Source organism: Bradyrhizobium sp. Leo114 (genome assembly GCF_055229415.2).
The window spans coordinates 210,964-230,412 of record NZ_JBUYEN020000006.1 but is presented as its reverse complement, the minus strand read 5'-3'; the positions used below and the strand labels follow the sequence as shown (position 1 = coordinate 230,412).

18 protein-coding genes and 1 pseudogene are annotated in these 19,449 nt (G+C 63.1%); 11 read left to right on the top strand and 8 right to left on the bottom strand.

Translation table 11 applies throughout. The features are described 5' to 3' along the window. Window positions 1–25 precede the first annotated feature (25 nt). The 6 genes from ACZIRK_RS09930 to ACZIRK_RS09905 all read right to left on the bottom strand — a co-directional run bounded on the left by ACZIRK_RS09930 (window position 26) and on the right by ACZIRK_RS09905 (window position 5,181). Window positions 26–1,447 carry a UbiD family decarboxylase gene (locus ACZIRK_RS09930; RefSeq protein WP_463327298.1) on the bottom strand — a complete coding sequence of 474 codons (1,422 nt, stop codon included), beginning with the start codon at window positions 1,445–1,447 and terminating at the stop codon, window positions 26–28. 107 nt (window positions 1,448–1,554) lie between these two features. Further along, window positions 1,555–2,130 carry a TIGR02444 family protein gene (locus ACZIRK_RS09925; RefSeq protein WP_463327297.1) on the bottom strand — a complete coding sequence of 192 codons (576 nt, stop codon included), beginning with the start codon at window positions 2,128–2,130 and terminating at the stop codon, window positions 1,555–1,557. Beyond that, entirely contained in the window at window positions 2,127–2,732 is a 606-nt protein-coding gene (locus tag ACZIRK_RS09920) for a UbiX family flavin prenyltransferase (protein WP_463327329.1), read from the bottom strand. Before ACZIRK_RS09920 ends, ACZIRK_RS09925 begins: the two co-directional genes overlap by 4 nt. After that, entirely contained in the window at window positions 2,722–3,102 is a 381-nt protein-coding gene (locus tag ACZIRK_RS09915) for a cupin domain-containing protein (protein ID WP_028162054.1), read from the bottom strand. The genes ACZIRK_RS09920 and ACZIRK_RS09915 overlap by 11 nt, the downstream gene beginning before the upstream one ends. 18 nt (window positions 3,103–3,120) lie before the next feature. Next, window positions 3,121–4,620, bottom strand: coding sequence for a 4-hydroxyphenylacetate 3-hydroxylase family protein (locus ACZIRK_RS09910; protein ID WP_463327296.1), 1,500 nt, complete (start codon window positions 4,618–4,620; stop codon window positions 3,121–3,123). Window positions 4,621–4,650: 30 nt separating this feature from the next. After that, on the bottom strand, window positions 4,651–5,181 hold the full coding sequence (locus ACZIRK_RS09905; RefSeq protein ID WP_463327295.1) for a flavin reductase family protein: 531 nt from the start codon (window positions 5,179–5,181) through the stop codon (window positions 4,651–4,653). Window positions 5,182–5,337: 156 nt separating this feature from the next. Here ACZIRK_RS09905 and ACZIRK_RS09900 point away from each other — a divergent pair, with 156 nt between their 5' ends. The 3 genes from ACZIRK_RS09900 (at window position 5,338) to ACZIRK_RS09890 (ending at window position 7,877) form a co-directional block, all read left to right on the top strand. Further along, window positions 5,338–5,943: a MarR family winged helix-turn-helix transcriptional regulator gene (locus ACZIRK_RS09900; RefSeq protein WP_463327294.1), complete on the top strand. Its 606-nt coding sequence runs from the start codon at window positions 5,338–5,340 to the stop codon at window positions 5,941–5,943. Between the two features lie 135 nt (window positions 5,944–6,078). Further along, window positions 6,079–6,660 carry an amino acid synthesis family protein gene (locus ACZIRK_RS09895; protein WP_463327293.1) on the top strand — a complete coding sequence of 194 codons (582 nt, stop codon included), beginning with the start codon at window positions 6,079–6,081 and terminating at the stop codon, window positions 6,658–6,660. Between the two features lie 20 nt (window positions 6,661–6,680). Next, window positions 6,681–7,877: an amidohydrolase family protein gene (locus ACZIRK_RS09890; protein ID WP_463327292.1), complete on the top strand. Its 1,197-nt coding sequence runs from the start codon at window positions 6,681–6,683 to the stop codon at window positions 7,875–7,877. A 116-nt stretch (window positions 7,878–7,993) separates the two neighbouring features. Here ACZIRK_RS09890 and ACZIRK_RS09885 read toward each other — a convergent pair whose 3' ends face one another. After that, the gene (locus ACZIRK_RS09885; RefSeq protein ID WP_463327291.1) at window positions 7,994–9,496 is read right to left on the bottom strand and encodes a 4-hydroxyphenylacetate 3-hydroxylase family protein; all 1,503 of its coding nucleotides are present in this window, start codon (window positions 9,494–9,496) and stop codon (window positions 7,994–7,996) included. A 209-nt stretch (window positions 9,497–9,705) separates the two neighbouring features. On the opposite strand from ACZIRK_RS09885, the gene ACZIRK_RS09880 reads away from it, so the two are divergent. The 8 genes from ACZIRK_RS09880 (at window position 9,706) to ACZIRK_RS09845 (ending at window position 17,049) form a co-directional block, all read left to right on the top strand. After that, window positions 9,706–10,344 carry a MarR family winged helix-turn-helix transcriptional regulator gene (locus ACZIRK_RS09880; protein ID WP_456641127.1) on the top strand — a complete coding sequence of 213 codons (639 nt, stop codon included), beginning with the start codon at window positions 9,706–9,708 and terminating at the stop codon, window positions 10,342–10,344. A 207-nt stretch (window positions 10,345–10,551) separates the two neighbouring features. Then, entirely contained in the window at window positions 10,552–11,775 is a 1,224-nt protein-coding gene (locus ACZIRK_RS09875; RefSeq protein WP_474417767.1) for an ABC transporter substrate-binding protein, read from the top strand. Window positions 11,776–11,846: 71 nt separating this feature from the next. Next, window positions 11,847–12,725, top strand: a complete 879-nt coding sequence (locus ACZIRK_RS09870; RefSeq protein WP_028162045.1) for a branched-chain amino acid ABC transporter permease — start codon at window positions 11,847–11,849, stop codon at window positions 12,723–12,725. After that, window positions 12,725–13,561 carry a branched-chain amino acid ABC transporter permease gene (locus tag ACZIRK_RS09865; RefSeq protein ID WP_463327289.1) on the top strand — a complete coding sequence of 279 codons (837 nt, stop codon included), beginning with the start codon at window positions 12,725–12,727 and terminating at the stop codon, window positions 13,559–13,561. The genes ACZIRK_RS09870 and ACZIRK_RS09865 overlap by 1 nt, the downstream gene beginning before the upstream one ends. Further along, entirely contained in the window at window positions 13,558–14,310 is a 753-nt protein-coding gene (locus ACZIRK_RS09860) for an ABC transporter ATP-binding protein (protein ID WP_463327288.1), read from the top strand. Before ACZIRK_RS09865 ends, ACZIRK_RS09860 begins: the two co-directional genes overlap by 4 nt. After that, window positions 14,307–15,017, top strand: a complete 711-nt coding sequence (locus ACZIRK_RS09855) for an ABC transporter ATP-binding protein (protein ID WP_463327287.1) — start codon at window positions 14,307–14,309, stop codon at window positions 15,015–15,017. The genes ACZIRK_RS09860 and ACZIRK_RS09855 overlap by 4 nt, the downstream gene beginning before the upstream one ends. Then, on the top strand, window positions 15,014–16,729 hold the full coding sequence (locus tag ACZIRK_RS09850) for an FAD-binding protein (protein ID WP_463327286.1): 1,716 nt from the start codon (window positions 15,014–15,016) through the stop codon (window positions 16,727–16,729). Before ACZIRK_RS09855 ends, ACZIRK_RS09850 begins: the two co-directional genes overlap by 4 nt. Further along, window positions 16,726–17,049: a 2Fe-2S iron-sulfur cluster-binding protein gene (locus tag ACZIRK_RS09845; protein ID WP_028162040.1), complete on the top strand. Its 324-nt coding sequence runs from the start codon at window positions 16,726–16,728 to the stop codon at window positions 17,047–17,049. The genes ACZIRK_RS09850 and ACZIRK_RS09845 overlap by 4 nt, the downstream gene beginning before the upstream one ends. Window positions 17,050–17,094: 45 nt before the next feature. Here the strand turns inward: ACZIRK_RS09845 and ACZIRK_RS09840 are convergent. Continuing rightward, a pseudogene (locus ACZIRK_RS09840) lies at window positions 17,095–19,425 on the bottom strand (molybdopterin guanine dinucleotide-containing S/N-oxide reductase). Window positions 19,426–19,449 lie beyond the last annotated feature (24 nt).

Sequence of the window (19,449 nt, the reverse complement as noted above, 5' to 3'; positions counted from 1 at the left end):
CTGTGATCTATTGAGTGAAGATGGTTCAGGTGATGTTCGATCCCGCAAGGCCGAGAGCGTTCCTGGCGACCGCCTCGCCCGCGGTGAATTCACTGAGCTCTACCGGCGTCGGCGCGAATTCGACCCGCCGGAACTTGTCCTGATCCTCGAACGGCACCGTGGCGTCGATGCCGAGCTTGGTACGCACGCCCTCTTTGCTGACGCGCACATATTCGTGGCCGCGCGCACCAGGGATCATGAACAGGTCGGCGGACGCTTCCATCCGCGTCGCCACCGCATATTCCACGTCGATGGGATCGCGGATGTCGATATCGTGGTCGACCACGGTGATGAGATCGAGATCCTTCAACGCACCGAATGCGGCCAAGATCGCGTTGCGCTGAAGCCCGTTGTGCTGACGGCTCTGCTTGTGGACCTGGATCACCGCGTGGAAGCGATGCAGACCGCCTGACGTCATCTCGACGTCAGTCACGATTGGAATCGCCGACTGCAGCACTTTCAAAAGGCTGGCTTCGAGTACATATTTCCGCAGGATGATGGTCTCGCGTCCGAAGCCGTTGATGACGTGGTAGATCGGACGCAGCCGATGCGTGACCGCGGTGATCTTCAGGACCGGCGCGTCGGCCGCCGGCGCGGCGAAGCCGACGAACTCGCCGAATGGCCCCTCGGGAGCGACCTCGTCGGCGAGGATCTCACCTTCGAGGACAAACTCGCTCTCCGCCGGCACCAGGATGTCTTGCGACACTGCCTTACCGACCGTGAGCGGACGGCCCGCGAGCCCGCCCGCGACGGCAAGCTCGTCGGCGCTTTCCGGCATCTGCGAACCCATAGTCGCCGCGGTAAAGTGCAGCGCGAGGTCGGTGCCGATGCAGACCGCGACCGGCAGCGACCTGCCCTGCTCCTTGGCGCGCTCGAACGCCAGCCGCAAGTGACGACCGAAGTCGAGCTTGATCGCGACGCGGTCCGGCCCCAAGAGCTGCAGGCGATGGTAGGAGGCGTTGTAGATGCCAGTGACCGGATCCTTCACCACCACGATGCCGGCGGTGATGTAGCGGCCCGCATCGCCCGGTGCGTGATACAACGCGGGTATGATCTTCGTAATATCAAAGCCGGTGCGGAGCACCACTTCCTGAACAGGAACTTCTTTCACGAGCTCGGGCTTCAGCGGACCACCGAGGGCGCGCTGCACGAGACCGCGGATGCCCCTGAAATCCAGCTCGAAACCCGCTTCGCAGTTTTCTCTCGAACTCAGGAGATTGCCGACGACTGGAACGTCCGCGCCCTTGACCGACGGAAACAGCAGGACCTGCTTGCCGTCGTGCTTCTTCAACATCGCGGCGAGCTCGAGGTGCGGATCGACCGGCTTTTCATAGGTGAGGATGCGGCCACGTTGCGCCAGACGGGCCAGCGCCGAACGGAAACGCGTATCGAGAACTTCAGGCTGCAAGATCGATCCCATCTAAATTACTAAACAAGAATAGCTAAGCAATAAAGCTAGTCAAGCCTGCTTGCTAGGCACGCCGTGCTGAAGATGTGCGCGCCGTGCGCGCAGACTTAGTTGGAACGTCCAAGCGCTCGATCGACAATCGCGTCGATCAGCGAGAGCTGCGCCGCACTCGGCTCGCCTTGGCGCTCTTGCAGCGCAAAATCAATCACGGCTCGCAATGCGGTGATGATGTCCTTACGCTGCAGTGCACGCGACCGCGCCGGCAGCTTCGCAAGCCATTGCGCGAGCGCTTCATTCTGCAACCGTTCGGCGGACAGTTCGGCCGCCTTGATGCTCGATCGCAATTTCTCGGTCTGCTCGTTAGGCGCCGGCGCTGGTCCCGACTTCAACGTCGTGCGGAGCGCGCGCAGCGGAAGCACGACCTGCTCGCGCCAGTCGCGGCATGCCGCGTCCATCGCGGCGACATCGAACGGCGTCAGCGCAATCCCACGGCGGACGGCGGCGAATGTCGCCATCAACAACACCATGACGTCGACGCCGCATTCGTTCTGTAATGCAAGGCAGGCATCGGCGATGCCCGGCTCGGCATAAAGCTCCAGCGCAAACGCCCAGCTTTCCGCATCGATTGCCTGGCTCGCGCCGGCCGTGGCGCCGTTCTCTTCCCCTGACGCCGCGCCGCTCAACGCGGTTCCTTGGCATCGGCAGGCGCAAGCCCCCGCCAACGACTGACCACGTCAGTCGAGATATCAAAGAGGTCGAGGACGCGGCCGAGCGTATGATCAACCATCTGATCGAGGCTTTCCGGACGCGCGTAGAACGCGGGCACCGGCGGGTAGACGATGGCGCCGATTTCGGTCGCGGCCACCATCGACCTGAGGTGGCCGAGATGCAGTGGCGCCTCGCGCACCATCAGCACGAGCCGGCGCCGCTCTTTCAACACCACGTCCGCCGCTCGCGTCACCAGCGATGACGTCACACCACTGGCGATCTCGGCAAGGCTCCGCATCGAGCACGGCGCGATCACCATCCCGAGCGTCTTGAACGAGCCGCTGGAGATCGAGGCGCCGATGTTGTCGACCTGGTGGACGACATCCGCCAAGGCCGTTACGTCCGAAACCTTGACGTCCAGTTCCTGGGTCAGCGTGATCTTTGCCGAACGGCTCATCACCAGATGAGTCTCGATCGGCATCGACTTCAACAGTCGCAGCAGCCGGACGCCATAAATGGCGCCCGATGCTCCGGTGATGCCGACGATCAGACGCCTCGGCTCGCCCTCAGGCGGGATCGAAATAGTGAATCTCCATCAGAAGGCAGCCGGTCACCGACTTGAACGGTCCATGATAGACGCCCGGCGGGCGGCATGCATAGGTATTCGGCTTGAACGACTCGCCGCCATTGCCCTGCTCGTCATTACCGACGATCAGGTCGCCCGAAAACAGGAACACCTCTTCCCAATATTCGTGCACGAACGGCTTGGTCGTGTAAACGCCCGGCTCGAACCGAAGCAGCCGGGTGCGGCTGCCGCGCTTGTTCACTTCATCCAGGGCGCCCGAGAGGATTTTCTGCTGGATACCGGCCGGATAGCCCGGGGGCGTCTCCCACCCGCTGGACATATCGATGGCGCGAAACTCGTCGTGAAGCTTGTTGATTGCCATTTTTCGACTTTCTGAAGTTTAGGCGACCGCTCGGGACGATGAAGCCGGTTTTTGGCCGTTGGTCAATTCGTCCGTCAGATCGTAGCTCGACAGCATCTTGTCGAGCAACGCCGCCGACTTCTGCCAGTCATAGGTGCGGAAGGCATGCCCCTTGGTGACGAAGGTCGCACCGGCATAGAACATCTCATATTGCGCATGCCGCGAGGCGAATTCCGATCCGACCGCATCCCAGGCGAGCTTGTAGAACTTCACCTTGTCCACGGCGCCGGCGGCCGGCGACTGCTGGGTCTTGCCGATCAGCTTGGCCAGATCCGGATTGTCGAAATCCTTCACGGAGGACGGCAGCATGATCATGCCGCCGCCGGCAAGCTCGCGCAGCGCGTTGATGATCTTGGCATAGAGCTGCTGCGTCATGGTCTGCGCCCCGTAGAGCATCTGCCGATCCGGCACAAAGTAAACGCCGCGCTGCTGGCCCTTGGTCTCCATCGCGACCATGAACGCTTCCACCATGCTGACCTCGGCGGCGAGCTGGCCGAGCGTCTCCTTGACCTGCGGGAAACCGATGATGCCATTGGTTTCCGCGATACGGTGCGCGATTCCCGCAAGGAAGCGCAACTTGATCGAGAGCCGGATCATGGCCTGGTAGTTCTGGTAGACATGCGCCGGCGTGACGTGGAACTGCTTCTGGCACATCGCGATGTCATCGACGATGAACACCCTGTTCCAGGGCACCTTGACGTCATCGAAATACAGAACCGCATCGTTCTCGTCGAAGCGGCTCGCCAGCGGGCTGTCGAACACCGCCCCGGCCCCCGCCTCGTAGGATTTGCGCGAGAGGATCTTGAGCCCCTTGGTGTTCATCGGGATCGCAAAGGAGATCGCGTACTTTTCATCGCCCGGCTGCAACGGCTGGATGCAGGTGACGAACACCTCATTGGCCATGATCCCGCCGGTCGCCAGCATCTTGGCGCCGCGCACAACGATGCCGTCAGCATCGCGCGACACGATGCCCGCGGTCAGGTAGGGATCGGCCTGCCCGGCGGCGCTCTTCGAGCGATCGGCCTGCGGATTGATGATGACGTAGGTCAGATAGAGATCGTTGTCGCGCGCGTAGCGGTAATAATCCGCAAGCGCCTTGGCGCGCTCCTTGTCATAGGCCTCGAAGACCTCGAGCCCCATATACATGCCCGCAATGCACGAGGCGACATGGTCCGGCGCTCGCCCCATGAAGCCGGCATGCAGCTCTGTCCACGCTTCCAGCCCGCGCCGGCGCCTGACCAGCGCCTCATAGCTGCCCGGCAACTCCCAAATGCGATTGGCGCGGGTGCCGGTGTCGGTCTCAAACGTCATGAGCTCGCGATTTTCCGGCGCGCTTTGGAAGTCGAACATCCGACCGACCGAAGCCACGGCGCCGCGAAACGCCGGATGCGTGGTGACATCGGTCACCAGCTCGCCATCAAGATAAACTTCGCGTCCGTCGCGTAGGCTCGCAATGTGCTGTGCGCCAGTCTTGATCATGAAGGCCTCGAGATCTCCTGGATGGATTTACTAGTAGTGCATTGGAAGCGGCCATTCCGGGCTGCTTTCGGTTCCGGCAAGGCTGCGATAGGCCCCGCGAAAGAATATAAGCGGTTCTTTGGGAGGATGGGCGGAAAACCGCACGACCCTCCCGACGAAGATCACATGGTCACCTCCGTCATACTGCGCGTAAGGCACGCATTCGAAATGCGCCAGCGCGCCGGCGATCAGCGGCGCCGACATATGGCCGATCGTGTGCTCCACCGCAGTCCATTTATCGCCGAGCGCCCGAGCGAATTGGTTCGACAGATGCTCCTGATCGTGCCCCAGGATGTTCACGGCATAACCCTTGGCCTCCGTCATCGCGGTCAGGCTGAAGGCCTTGCGGTCGATCGAGAACAGGATCAGTGGCGGATCGACCGAGACGGAATTGAACGAGCTCATGGTCAGCCCGATCGCACTTCCGTCGGCAGCCTGCGCGGTGATCACGGCAACCCCGGTGGCAAACTGCCCCAACGCCCGGCGGAAGGCACGCGCATCGAGATCTGTGGTTGCGGTCATCAGGAGTCACAAGACCATAATTAGCTTTATAACAAAGCTATATTATCGAGGTAAAAAGACCGCTGTCAAGCAAGCCGATGCCGATCTTTGCGGCAGCAACGCAAGCTGTTCGTGCTTGTGCCAGACGACATATCGCGGCGCAACAGCGAGGAATTCATGCCGAGCAAGACAAGATCACGGACAGCCAAGACCAATCGGAAGGCACAAAAGCCTGGAATTGAGCCAACGGTCTCGATCCCGCATTTGATGATGGATGGGTCCGACTGGGCCTTTCGGCACTTCATTCACGATGCGCTCGCCTTTTTTACAAGATTGCAGGGGGTACGGAGCCAACTCGGCGCGGTGCTCGGTCTGTCCGGAACGCAGTATACGGTGCTGATTGCGGTCGCACATCTGAGCGGCGAGAACAGGAAGATTGGAGTGAACCAGATCGCCGAACATCTGCATTTCAGCAGCGCCTTCGCCACAATCGAGATCAACAAGCTCGCTGCCAGGGGCCTTGTCCACAAGCACGTCGATTCGGTGGATCGGCGGAGGGTCATCCTGACAGTGAGCCCGAAGGGCCGAGCCTTGCTCAGCGAGTTGGCGGCGGTGCAGCGTCCGGTCAATGACATCCTGTTTCGCGGGTTGTCGGCAACCGACTTCCGGAAAATGCGCAAGCTGATGTCCGGCATGGTCTATGCCGCGGACGAGGCGACACACCTGATCGAGAATAGGTTACGCGGCCGCCAGCGGGCGTTGTGGGATCGTGAGGCTTCCTGATTGCCCCCAGTTCTTGTGGCCCGTTATCCACGTCAGATTGGCGCCTGCCGCGTTCTTGCTTCGCAACTAAGCTATTGCCCAAACGTATTTGATGCGGCAGGATTTGCAGCAGCTGGTTTGGGAGAGACTCATCAAATGAAACTCGATGTCAGGCGCCTGCTCTGTTTCACCGATCATAAGGAGATCGAGGCTGGCCAGCGCCACGCGAGGCCGCTGCGCCGTGTCGCCGCGGTCGCGATCATCCAGAACCCCTACGCCGGCCGCTACGTCGAAGACCTGTCCGAAGGGACCGCTGCCAGCGCGGAGATTGGAGCAGTGCTGGCCAAGCTGGCGCTCGAAGCGCTCGGGCCGCACAAGGCCGAAAGCTATGGCAAGGGCGGGGTCGTCGGCCTCGGCGGCGAACTCGAGCACGCCAACGCCTTGCTGACCACCACCTTTGCGACGCCGCTGCGGGAGGCCGTCGGCGGCGCCAAGGCCTGGATCCCCTCCTTCACGAAACTCGCGGCGCCAGGGTGCCTGATCGACGTTCCGTTGGCCCATAAGGACGCCCTTTACGTCCGCTCACACTACGACGGCGTCTCGGTGACGCTGCCGACCGACGCGCCGGCCGCCGACGAAATCGCGCTGATCATCTGCCTCGCCAATCGCGGCCGACTCAACGCCCGCGTTGGAGGCCTGTCCGCTGACGCCATCGTCGGCGAGGACGGACTACACTAACCCCAGCGACAGGACTCTCCATGCGCACCGCGATCGTCAACATCGGCACCATCGTGACGGGCGACCTTGCCGCTCCCTTTGCCAAGGGCGACGGCATCTTGATCAATGATGGCAGGATCGTCGAGATCGGAACGCTTTCCGCTGACGCGGTCGCAGCTTGCGATGTGGTGATTGATGCCGCGGGAACGACGGCGGTGCCCGGGCTGATCGACAGCCACGTGCACATCACCTTCGGCGATTACACGCCGCGCCAGCGCGTCGTCGGCTATCTCGAAAGCTATCTGCACGGCGGCACGACGACGGCGATCACCGCATCGGAAGTGCATGTGCCTGGCCGACCGAAGGATGCGGCCGGCGTCAAGGCGTTGGCGCTGGCGGCGCGGGCATGCTTCCTGGATTATCGTCCCGGCGGCGTGCGGGTTCACGCCGGCTCGGTCATTCTCGAGCCCGGCCTCACCGAGGGTGATCTTGAGGAACTCGCAGGGGCCGGCATCTGGCTCGCCAAGGCAGGGTTCGGCGCCTTTGCCACGCCTTTCGACTATGCACCGCTGATGCAGGCGGCGCGACGATTGGGCATGGTGACCACCATGCACACCGGCGGCTCCTCGATCCCCGGCTCGTCAGGGATCTGGGCCGAGCATGTGCTGGCGTCCAATCCGACCGTGTCCTTTCACGTCAATGGCGGTCCGGTGGCGATGCCGGAGGCGGGCTTTGCCCGGCTGGTCAACGAGAGCACCATTGCCTTGCAGCTTTGCACCGCGGGCAATCTGCGCACCGCGCTCCTGACCGCCAAACTGCTCGACGAAGCGGGGCAGCCGGAGCGGCTGTTGATCGCCACCGATACGCCGACCGGAAGCGGCATCATGCCGCTCGGCATGTTCTACACGATCAGCCACCTGGCAAGTCTCGGCGGCATGCCGCCGGAACAGGCGATCGCCGCGGCCACCGGCAACAATGCGCGCGTCTATCGGCTCAACACCGGCCTGCTGCAACCCGGCAAGGAAGCCGACGTGCTCCTGATCGATGCCTGCGCCGGCGGCTCGCAGGACGACGCCTTGTCGGCCTTGCGCAACGGCGACGTCCCCGCGGTATCCGCCGTATTGACGGCGGGCATTCCGCGCTTCGTGGGTCGCAGCCGCAACACGCCGGCGGGCATCCGCAACGTGCGCGTCGCGGAAAACCGCCTGCCCCGCGACTTCTCAGGCGCCGCGCATTAGACCCGACGCGTTTTCTGCGCAGATAAGTCTACGCAATCTGCGTAAACTTGATTGCTATGCGAACCGGGATCCACCCTCGGATCAAGTCCGAGGGCATGCTTCGCTCGAAAACGCTTCTAATTCTCGAAATCCGGCAACCGGTACTTGCTCGCCAACCGGTCGGCAAGGCCCGAGGCGCGATCCCAGTCATAGGTGCGATAGCTGTGGCCGCGGGTGACGAACTGCGCACCGGCGTAGAACATCTCGTATTGCAGATGACGCGAGGCGAATTCCGAGCCGACCGCATCCCAGGTCATTTTCAGCATCTTGACCCGCTGCTCGCCGCTCATCGCCGGCGAGATCTGCGTCAGCGAGATGATGTCGGCCAATTCCGGATTGGCGAAATCCCGCACCGATGACGGCAGCATCAACAGCGCCCCACCGGCCAGTTCACGGATGGTGCTGATGATCTGCGGGTACATTTCCTGCGACTGGACCTGCGCCGCATAAAGCAGATGCTTGTTGGGCAGGAAATATTCGCCGCGCATGGCGCCGCCGGCTTCCATGCCGAACACCATGCCCTCGATCAGCGCCGCCTGCGATGCGAGCTTGCCGAGCGTATCGACCACCGGCGGGAAATTGATGGTGCCGATGGTCTGCGCGATGCCGCGCGCCAGGCCGACCAGAAACCGGAGCTTGACCGAAAGCCGGATCTGCGCCTGATAGTTCTGATAGATATGCGCCGGCGTATCGTGAAGCTGTGCCCGGCACATGTCGGTGTTGCGCAGCAGGAAAACGCGCTCCCACGGCACCTTGACGTCGTCGAAGAACACCAGGGCGTCGTTCTCGTCGTAGCGATAGGCCAGCGGATTGTCGTACTCGCTGACCGCGTGCGCCTCGAACGACTTCCGCGACAGCATTTTCAATCCCTTGGTGCCCATCGGCAGCGCACAGGAAAATGCCAGATGCTCCTCACCCGGCCGGAGCGGTTGGCCGGAGCCGACAAACAGCTCATTGGCCATGATCGCACTGGTGGCAAACAGCTTGGCGCCGCGAATGGTGATGCCGGAAGCGTCCTCGTCGACGATGCGGGCCACCATGTCCTCGGCGCCCTTGCCCTGGCTGCCGAACGCCTTGGAGCGGTCGCCCTGCACGTTGTTGATGACGTAGGTCATGAACAGGTCGCTCTTGCGGGCGTAGCCGAACCAGTCGCGAAACGCCTGGGCGCGCTTCGGGTCATAATTTTCGAAAACCTCGATGCCCATCATCATGCCGGACATCGAAGACGCGACGTGGTCCGGCGATCGGCCGAGGTAGCCGCAGGACAATTCGGCCCACTCCACCAGCGCCTTCCGGCGCTCGACCAGATCCTCATAGCTCCTGGGGAGCTGCCAGGCCCGGCTGATGCGCCGGCCGCCGCCGACGTCAAAGGTCATCCGCTGCAGATTGTCGGGATGCGCCTGATAATCGTACAGCACACCGGCCGATTCGACGGCATGACGATAGGCAGGATGGGTCGATACATCGGCGACGCGCTCGCCGTCGAGAAAAACCGCCCTGCCGTCCCGCACGCTTGCGACGTGCTCGGCGCCGTTCTTGACCAAACCGCCCACAGCCGCCCCGGATGATGCCTCGTCCATCGCGATCCCCCAAAAAACATCGAACAAATGGCACCTCGTGCCAGCCCGATGCAGGATTAGATAGCTAATATCCGAAGCTATTATGGGCTGAATGTCAAGGCGGCAATCAACGCTGTGCCCCTCCGGGCACAAGCATTGCAATGACAAGCATTGCAATTGCCATTGGGACCGTTCAATCTTCCGACGAACCCAATCAATGAGATGATCCCTTGGCCAAGACAGCAGCGCGCGCCATCACCACCAAACCCGGCGCCGGACGCATCGCCCATCGCACTGCGCTCACAACCTCCCGCCCTGAACTGCTCGTAGACGGCTCCGACCAGCAGTTTCGCAAACTGGTGCACAGCCTGTTCGGATTTCTGGCCCGGCATCAAACACTGCGCGATGGCCATGCCGCCGTCATCGGTCTTCCCGGGATCGAATACACCACGCTGATCGCGATCCGGCATCTGGCGGCGCAAGGCGACGTCCACGTCAAGACCGTCGCCGACCACCTCCATCTCAGTGGCGCCTTCGTCACCACCGTGACCAACAAGCTGGAAAGCAAGGGCTTGATCGAAAAGGCTGCGCATCAGGGTGACCGCCGACGGCTCTCGCTCAGCGTCACGTCGCGGGGCGTCGAATTGCTCGAGCGGCTGGCGCCGACGCAAATGCAGATCAACGACGTGGAATTTGGCTGCCTGAGCGCGCGGGAGTTCGAGATGTTGCTCGACCTGGTGCAGCGCCTGGTGGAGTCGAGCGACCGCGCTATCGCGCTGCAGCGATACCTGGCCGAAACCAACGTCCAGCCGATGGCCTCGCCATCGCGTAAATCCTCGTCCAAGCCGCGGAAGACCGGCAAGGCGTGACAGGTTGCCGCAAACTTCACCGCAGTGCCGAAAAAAATAGCTTCCAAAGAGAACTAATCTACAAAGCTGCGAAATTTTCGTTTGTCAAAGAGCCAAATCTGTTGGAGCATTAGCTACGCGCGGGGCCACTGGCACGCCGCGTGCATTGCACCCTTCCGAGATCGGCTGCTGCAGGCAGCCATGGTTAATAGCAACGGAAAGAAGTCGATGTTGAAGGTCATATTGAACCCGTCGCGGCTGCTAGGCACCCTCGCCGTGATCTCGCTGAGCGCGGGCAGCGCATTGGCGCAAGCCCCGGAGATCGCGCTTGGCGCGGTCGTGCCGAGCAGCGGCCCATTCGCCGAATGGGGCCGCAGCAACAGCGTCACGCTGAAGATGCTGGAGAAGCAGACCAACGATGCCGGCGGCATAAACGGCGCCAAGTTGAAGATCACCATTCTCGACGACGGCGCCAAGCCGGCCCAGGCGGCGAGCTCGCTGCGCAAACTGGCGGGCGACGAAAAGGTTCTCGCAGTCGCAGGCCCGCTGACCAGCAGCGCCGCCGAAGTGACGTTTCCGGTCGCCAACGAGATGAAGGTGGTCGCAACCTCGCAGGCTTCCTCGAAGCCTGGAGTAGCCAAGCTGAACCGCCCGTGGGCGTTCCGCAACACCATCGACGAAGGCGTGCTCGCCAAGACGACGGTGCCCTATTTCAAGAAGGCGTTCAACATCAAGACCGTCGGCATCATCTTCGATGCCAAGGACGCCACCGCAGCGACCGTCGGCAAGGCGATCATGCCCGCCGCGCTGAAGGCGAACGAGATCGCCATCGTCAATGAATCCGACCGGCTGTCCTTCAACACCGGCGATCTCGACGTCAGTGCCCAGGTCACCAAGCTGAAGTCGCTGAACCCGGACGGTGTGGTCGTCAGCGCGGACTATAGCCAGGCCATCACCGTGCTGCGCGAGATGAAGCGCCAGGGCCTGATCAAGCCGGTCGTCGGCGCCACCCAGTTGATTTCGTCGGCGATCCTCAAGGCCGCGCCGGAAATTCCGATCATTGCGCCGGCGACCTTCTTCGCCACCATGAAAGGCGAAGCGGCCGAGAGGTTCGTCGCCAATCTGCAGCCGCTGCTGCGCAAGGAGAGCGGTTTGCCGGCCGAGATCGAACCGAGCATGTATGACGCCAACATCTATGAGATCGTCAGCATGTATATCGATGCGATCAAGAAGTCCGGTGTGACCGGCAAGCCCGCAGACGTCGAGGCCGACCGCGCCAAGATCCGCGACCATCTTGCCAAGCTGGAGGGCTTCCAGGGCCTCGGCGGACCGATTGGCTTCAACGACGACGGCGATGCGATCAAGGCGTTTTACGTGCTGCAGGGTCAGAACGGCGCGTGGGACACCAAGGTCCGCGGCTGCAGCTCCGCGCCCAACCACGCCGGCTGCTGATCGACCCGGCAGTCATTCGGTGGCCGGGTTCGCCCGGCCCCTCTCTTCAACATCCGACCGACTGAACATTCATGCTGTGGCAGCAACTCGTGAACGGCCTCACGCTAGGAGCGATCTACACGCTGCTGGCGCTGTCGTTCTCCATCGTGATGGGAATTCTCGGCATCCTCAATCTGGCGATCGCCGAACTCTTCATGATCGGCGGCTATTTCGGATTCACGCTGATCGCCGCAAACTTTCCCCTTCCCGTCGCCGTGCTCGGCGGCATGGCGGGCGCGGCCATTGCCGCCATGGTGATCGAGAGGATTGGCTATCAGCCGTTGCGGGGTACTCCTGTCGTCACGCCGATGCTGAGCACGCTCGGCTTCTCGATCATCCTGCAGAACGTCGCGACAAATTTCTGGGGCTCCGACCCGCTGCAACTGCCTGATGAGTATCTGGGGCGGCAGTATACGCTCGGCCCGGTCAATATCGGCCAGATGCAGCTCATCGTTGTCGGCGCCACCATCGTGCTGGTGACGCTGATCGCCTACACCGTGCAGCGAACCACCGTTGGCCGGGCGCTGCGGGCGGTCGCCGAAAACCGCGAAGTGTCGCGCCTGCTCGGCGTCTCGGCGGACCGGTTGACCTTGTTTGCCTTCGCCCTGTCAGGCGCGCTTGCCGGCGTTGCCGGCGTCCTGATCGCGCTGCATTACGGCGCTATCACGCCATACCTTGGCGTCGAAATCGGGCTGAAGGCGGTCGCTGTGATGGTGATCGGCGGCACCACCAACATCTGGGGCGCGCTGCTCGCAGGTCCCCTGATCGGCGTGGTCGAGGTGCTCACGGTGGCTTATGGCGGCTCGCAGGTCCGCGACTTCGTCGTGTACGGCTTCATGATTCTGATCCTTTTGCTGCGCCCACAAGGTCTGCTCGGCGGCGCGCGTTCCGACCAGGGCCAGCGCGTGTGATGTCGACCTATTATGCCAGCCTGTTCGCTGAAGCCGGCATCCTGCTGCTCGGCGCGCTCAGCGTTTACATCATCCTCGCCACCGGCCAATTGTCGCTCGGCAACGCGGCCTTCATGGCGATCGGCGCCTATCTGAGCTCCTACCTCACCGTCGAACTCGGCATGCCGCTCACGCCGGCGCTGATCGTCTCGGCGATCGCAGCTGGCGTCATCGGCGTGATCGTGGGCTTCCCCGCCCTTCGGCTGAAAGGCATCTATCTTGCGATGGCCACGCTCGGCTTCGGCGAGATGATGCGCAGCTTCTTCATCAACTTCCCTGCCATGGGTGGGTCCGGCGGCTTTCACGGCATGGCGCACATTTCGGTCGGGTATATCTGGGCATGGGCCGGCGGCATCCTTGTCGTATTGATCCTCGTCGAGCGTTCGCGCGTATGGCTCGAAATGCAGGCCGTGCATGACGACGAAACCGCGGCGGGGCTGGTCGGCCTAGACACCGTGGCGATCAAGGTGGGCGCATTCGGGATCGGCGCGGCTGTTGCTGCGATCTCCGGTGGGCTGTTCGCGCACCATCACGTCTATATCGAACCCGCCAATTTCGGCTTCGAGCGCTCGATCGACTTCGTGCTCGCGACCATCCTCGGCGGCTCCACGCTCGGGCTGGGCTCGCTGATCGGCGCGATATTGCTGGTCTTCCTGCCCGAATTCCTGCGGCGGATCGCGGACTGGCGCCTCGCCGCCTTCGGCACGCTGCTGATCCTGGTGCTCCTGGTGCGCCGCCAGGGCATCGTCGACCGCACGCTGCTGCGTGGGCTCACGTTCAGGAAGGCGGCATCATGAGCGCGCCGCTTCTTCAACTCAGCGAGGTCACAAAGAGCTTCGGCGGCATCCATGCGCTGTCCGCCGTGACCAGCGGCGTGCCTGAGGGCAAGATCGTCGGCATCATCGGTCCCAACGGCGCCGGAAAGACGACACTGTTCAACGTCATCACCGGGGCCTATCGCGCCGATTCCGGCACGGTTCGCCTGAATGGCACGGCGCTGAATGGGCTGCCTCCCCACCAAATCGCGCGCGAAGGCATTGCGCGAACCTTCCAGAATATCCGCCTCTTCCCCAGCATGACGGTCTGGGAGCATCTGCTCGTGGCGCAGCCGCACCGCGAGTCCTGGTGGCGCCGGCTGCTGCCGATCGGCTGGGGCGACCCCGCCGCGCAGGTGCGCGCGGTGGAGGTGATGGAGTTCTTCGGCTTGACCAACTTGCGCGACCGCCCTGCCAAATCGCTGCCTTATGGAATGCAGCGCCGGGTGGAGATGGCGCGTGCCCTCACCGCGCGGCCGAAGCTGTTGCTGCTCGACGAACCCGTGGCCGGCATGAACCATGACGAGGCGGAAGAGATCCGGCAACTGATGCTGAAGCTTCGCGCAACCGGATTGACGATCCTTCTCATCGAGCACGACATGAACTTCGTGATGCGGTTGTGCGATTATCTCTATGTGCTCGATTTCGGCGTGCTGATCGCGGAAGGCGCGCCAACCGAAGTCCGGACGAATCCTCGCGTCCTCGACGCCTATCTCGGTAAGGACGAATGATACTCTCGGCTCGTGGACTGCAGGTTCGGTATGGCGCCATCACCGCGGTGCGCGGCGTGGACATCGACGTCGCTGAAGGTGAGATCGTCGCGTTGCTCGGTGCCAATGGCGCGGGCAAGAGCACGATCGCCCGGGCGATCGCGGGCCTCCTGCCGTTCCAGGGCGAGATCATCTACAAGGACCAAAAGCTGAGGCCGAATGATGCCGAACGCAACGTTCGCCGCGGCGTCGTGCTGGTGCCCGAAGGGCGCGGCATCCTCGGACGCATGACGGTCGAGGAAAACCTCGCGATGGGGATCTATACCCGCGCGGACAAGAGCCAGGCGATCGCGGACCTCAAGCGCATGCAGGAGCGCTTTCCGATCCTCGGGCAGCGGCGTCACAACGCGGCGAGCCTGCTCAGCGGTGGCGAACAGCAATTGCTAGCAACGGCGCGCGCGCTATTGTCGAAACCACGCCTGTTGCTGCTGGACGAACCGTCGCTCGGCCTTGCGCCCCAAGCCACGGCTTACCTCTTTGGCGTCATTGCCGAGACCCGCGCTGAAGGGCTATCTGTGCTATTGGTTGAGCAAAAGGCGCGTCAGACGTTGAAGGTGGCGGACCGGGCGTACGTGCTCGAGACCGGTCGCGTGGTGGCATCGGGGCCGGCGCAGAAGATGATCGAAGATCCCGCGGTCTCGGATGCCTTCTTGGGAGGACCGGGTTGAATTCAGCCCATAACTTGAGCCCGGCGCATCTTGAGACCGACGTACTCGTGATCGGTGCCGGCGGCGCCGGCATGTACGCGGCGCTGGAAGCTGTGCGTGCCGGTGCGTCCGTGATTCTCGCCGATCGCAGCCTGATTGGTCGCGGCGGCGCAACGGTGATGGCGCAAATGACGGTGGCGGCTGCGCTTGGCGAGCAGACGCCCGATCACTGGGAGTACCATCTGGCGGATACGCTCGCGGCAGGCCGCGGACTGTGTGACGAGCGCCTCGCCGCGCTGCTTTGCGAGGACGGGCCGCGGCGGCTGCGCGAGATGGACGACTGGAAGGTGGGCTGGGCGCGGGAGGACGGCCACATCAAGCAGGCTCAGGCGCCAGGCCATGACCGTCCCCGCTGCGCCTATGTCGATTTTCTCTCGACGGGTCCCGCGGTCTCCAGGACACTGCGGACCCGACTGAAAAGTGCGAGCGATGTGCGCTTGATCGGCGATCTCGTGATCGTCGATATCGCCATACAGGACGGCGAGGCCTGCGGGGCAGTCGCGTTGCACCTGCCGACCGGTCGCGCGGTGACACTCGCCGCGAAAGCCGTAATCATCGCAACTGGCGGCCTTACCGGCCTCTATCGCCGCAACAGCGCCTCCGCCAACATGGCCGGCGATGGCTATGCGCTGGCCTTGCGCGCCGGGGCGGAGTTGATCGACATGGAGTTCGTTCAATTCTTCCCGATTGGCCATCTGGCACCGCGTCTGATCGGCATGGATCCGATCATGTGGGATCCGTTCCGCTACAAGCTGGGCGGCAGGCTGCTCAACTCTGAACGCCGGGAATTCGAAACGGCCTATGCGAGCCAGGATTCCCGCAGTGACGGTCGTTACGTGCTGACTCGCGATCTCGCGACCTATGCGATCACCAAGGAGGTCGAGGCCGGTCGCGGCAGCCCGGCGGGCGGCGCCTATCTCAGCTTCCGGCACGTACCCGAGGCGGAGATACGCCGCGCATTCGGACCCGTCGTGGATCGTCTTCTTGCCAACGGTATCGACCTCGCTCGACAGGACGTCGAGGTCGCGCCGATCGCCCACTACACGATGGGCGGGGTTCGGGTCGACGAGACGCTGCAGACGCGCATACCGGGACTTTATGCCGGCGGCGAGGTCGTGGGCGGCGCCAATGGCGCCAACCGGCTGTCCGGCAATGCGATTACCGAAGCGCTGGTCTTTGGCGCGCGCGCCGGTCGCAACGCCGCGGAACGAGCCAAGGCACAAAGCCTGTCCTGGTCAGCAGAGGCGGTTCGCCCCGTGCTTGATCTGCTGCGCAGCGCAACAAGACGAGATGCGCCCAATCCTGCGGCCGCGATTGCCGGGTTGCAGACGGCGATGGCCGACAAGGTTGGTCCTTTCCGAACAGAAGCCAAGCTTCGCTCGGCACTCTCCTCGATCCTGCAGCTTAGCCAGGAGATCGGCAATGTTCCGCTTTCGACCGGGGCGCCGTTCGACACGATGATGACTGACTGGCTGGACCTTCGGAACATGCTGCTGGTGGCGCGGTCGGTCACCGAAGCTGCGCTGGCGCGCAGCGAAAGCCGCGGCGCGCATCAACGGGAAGACCAACCGAGGCTGTCGGAGAACTGGTGCGTCAACCAGACCATCAGCCTGTCACAAGGCGATATCAGCCTGCGCAGGATCGCGCCGGCCAATGGAAGGCCCGTGGCATGAACACAACTCTGCGCATTCGGCGCGGCAACGCCGGGGAAACGCCGCGGTTCGAAGAGTTCGACGTCACGTTCGAGCCAGGCCAATCCGTGCTCGATGGCCTTCGCATGGTACGTCGACTGATCGACCCTACCCTCGCCTATCGGTACTCCTGCATCAACGCCAACGCGTGCAAGGAGTGCATGATGCTCATTGACGGCACAGTCGACTACGCCTGCACGGTGCGCCTCAAACAGGGCGTCATGACGCTGGCGCCGCTGCCGAAGAAAGCGCTGATAAGAGACCTCGTCACCGAAATCGCGCCACCCGACGAGCGTCTATAGCCGCGTTTGAAGCAACAATTTGCGATCATTCCGCGATCATCGCCACTATCGCGAGTGAGATTTCACAGGAATCGGCGGCTCATAGGCTCGGACGGCCGGAGCCGTTCCGATGAACTTCTCGCAATCGACGACAGTGATTTGCCCGCAGCAGCCTTGAGCCAGCCGTGACGTGCCGACGTCGCGCGTCAGCACGTTGGGATTGCCATGGAGGCAAAGCGGATTCTCCGCGCCATCAGGGGCGGGATCGTACCAGGCGCCAGTCGGCAAATTGACGACGCCCCGCATGACGTCGTCGGTCACCTTAACCGCCGCGAGGCAGGCGCCGCGCGCATTAAAGATCCTGATGATATCGCCGTCGACGATCCCGCGCGGCGCGGCGTCGTCCGGATGCATCCGCGCGACTTCCCTGCCCTCGATCTTCCGGGACTGGCTGTAGCCACCGAAATCGAGCTGGCCATGAAGTCGCGTCGCCGGCTGATTGGCAACCAGCCACAATGGCGCCGTCGCGTCCGGCTGCTCGGTCGAGGCGAGCCAGGTCGAGTGGCCCGGGCAATCGTCATAGCCGTAGCCGGCGATCGCCTTGGAGAATATCTCGATCTTGCCGCTGGGCGTCGGCAGCGGATTTGCCTCCGGTGTCGTTCGAAAACGACGCAGGATGCCTCCGTCGTCCGGCTCCGACGGAAGCGCCAGTTCGCCGCGATCCCAAAACTCCTCGAAATCAGGCGCCTCCCAGCCGCGCTCGGCCAGGGCGCGCCGCGTCGGCTCATAGAGATGGCGCATCCACTGCGCGGCATCGCGTCCCTCGGCAAAGACTCTCGCGCCGCCAAGCCGCTCGGCGAGATCGCAGAGAATTGCGAAGTCGTCACGTGCTTCGCCGATGGGCGGCGCAACCTTGCGCATCGCGATCAATCGCGGATCGGTCGCCGCCGCGCCGATATCATCGCGCTCCAGCGTCATCGTCGCAGGCAGCACAATGTCGGCGGACCGTGCCATCGCGGTCCAGGCGAGTTCATGGACCACGATCGTATCGGGGCGCGCGAATGCCTGACGCAGACGATGAATATCCTGATGATGATGGAACGGGTTGCCGCCCGCCCAATAGACGAGCTTGATGTCGGGATAATGCAGTTCGCCGCCATTATACGCGAATGGCGCCCCCGGATTCAGCAGCATGTCGGAAATCCGCGCCACTGGAATGAATTCGCGAACCGGGTTGCTGCCTTGCGGCATCGTCGGAATCGGCACGGCGTTGACCCGACGGCCGGTGTGCCCCATCGCACCGAGCGCATAATTGTAGCCGCCGCCGGGCAGACCGATCTGACCGACCATTGCGGCAAGGACTGCAGCGGCCCACACCGGCTGCTCGCCATATTGCGCCCGCTGCAGCGCATGGGCCACGGCAATGAGGCTGCGGCCATGCACAAGGGAGCGCGCGATATCCCTGATCGTGTCGGCCGCAATTCCGCTGATTGCGGCAGCCCAATCGGCATGCTTGGGCTGTCCGTCGCGGGCACCGCGAAGATAGCGCTCGAACACGTCGAAGCCGGTCGTGTAGCGGTCGACAAACGCACGGTCGCAAAGATTTTCCGCGAGCAAGGTGTGCGCCGTCGCGAGCATCACGGCAACGTCGGTGCCCGGATGAATCGGAATCCACTCGGCCCTGGCCTCGGGCGGGAAATCGTCGCGCAACGGGCTGATCGAGATGAACCGCGTGCCTCGCTTGACCGCCTCGCGCATGGCGTCGGGCTCGACGTGCCGGCTCAGCCCGCCGCTGGCGATCATCGAGTTCTTGATCGGCATGCCGCCAAACGCGAGCACGACATCGGTGTGGGTGCGCACCTGATCCCAGGTGACATTACGGCGCGACAGCGCCTCGAACGGCCCCATCACATGCGGCAGAATCACTGACGACGCGCCGGCGCTATAGCTGTTGACCGAACGCACATAGCCGCCGCACACCAAGTTGAGAAAACGATGGATCTAGCTCTGGGCGTGATGAAAACGTCCCGCGCTGGCCCAGCCGTACGAGCCTCCATAGATTGCGCGCGGGCCGAAATTGTCGCGAACGCGCGCGAGCTCGCCGGCGAGCAGATCGAGCGCGGTGTCCCACCCGCATTCGACGAAATCGTCGCCGATTTCGCGCCGCTGCGGGCCTGGCCCATGCTCGAGCCAGTTGCGGCGGACCATCGGCTTGAGGATACGCGCCTTGTGGCGCAAGGCACCTTTGAAGTTGCCGAGGATCGGCGATGGCGCAGGATCGCCGCCGTAAGGCAGGATCGCGACATCCTGACCATCCCAGCGCGCCGAAAACGCTCCCCAATGCGCACTGTGCGTCGCGAAGGCCTCGTTATGATCGGTCGCGTTGGAATGCGTCATGCGAGGTTGCCCCGTCTATCAATC

Excerpts from the sequence above, each read along its gene's own strand:
- ACZIRK_RS09870 (WP_028162045.1), top strand. The coding sequence starts at position 11,847 with ATGCTGTGGCAGCAACTCGTGAACGGCCTCACGCTAGGAGCGATCTAC.
- ACZIRK_RS09895 (WP_463327293.1), top strand. The coding sequence starts at position 6,079 with ATGAAACTCGATGTCAGGCGCCTGCTCTGTTTCACCGATCATAAGGAG.
- ACZIRK_RS09900 (WP_463327294.1), top strand. The coding sequence starts at position 5,338 with ATGCCGAGCAAGACAAGATCACGGACAGCCAAGACCAATCGGAAGGCA.
- ACZIRK_RS09885 (WP_463327291.1), bottom strand. The coding sequence starts at position 9,496 with ATGGACGAGGCATCATCCGGGGCGGCTGTGGGCGGTTTGGTCAAGAAC.
- ACZIRK_RS09865 (WP_463327289.1), top strand. The coding sequence starts at position 12,725 with ATGTCGACCTATTATGCCAGCCTGTTCGCTGAAGCCGGCATCCTGCTG.
- ACZIRK_RS09890 (WP_463327292.1), top strand. The coding sequence starts at position 6,681 with ATGCGCACCGCGATCGTCAACATCGGCACCATCGTGACGGGCGACCTT.
- ACZIRK_RS09915 (WP_028162054.1), bottom strand. The coding sequence starts at position 3,102 with ATGGCAATCAACAAGCTTCACGACGAGTTTCGCGCCATCGATATGTCC.
- ACZIRK_RS09905 (WP_463327295.1), bottom strand. The coding sequence starts at position 5,181 with ATGACCGCAACCACAGATCTCGATGCGCGTGCCTTCCGCCGGGCGTTG.
- ACZIRK_RS09860 (WP_463327288.1), top strand. The coding sequence starts at position 13,558 with ATGAGCGCGCCGCTTCTTCAACTCAGCGAGGTCACAAAGAGCTTCGGC.
- ACZIRK_RS09875 (WP_474417767.1), top strand. The coding sequence starts at position 10,552 with ATGTTGAAGGTCATATTGAACCCGTCGCGGCTGCTAGGCACCCTCGCC.
- ACZIRK_RS09845 (WP_028162040.1), top strand. The coding sequence starts at position 16,726 with ATGAACACAACTCTGCGCATTCGGCGCGGCAACGCCGGGGAAACGCCG.
- ACZIRK_RS09855 (WP_463327287.1), top strand. The coding sequence starts at position 14,307 with ATGATACTCTCGGCTCGTGGACTGCAGGTTCGGTATGGCGCCATCACC.
- ACZIRK_RS09910 (WP_463327296.1), bottom strand. The coding sequence starts at position 4,620 with ATGATCAAGACTGGCGCACAGCACATTGCGAGCCTACGCGACGGACGC.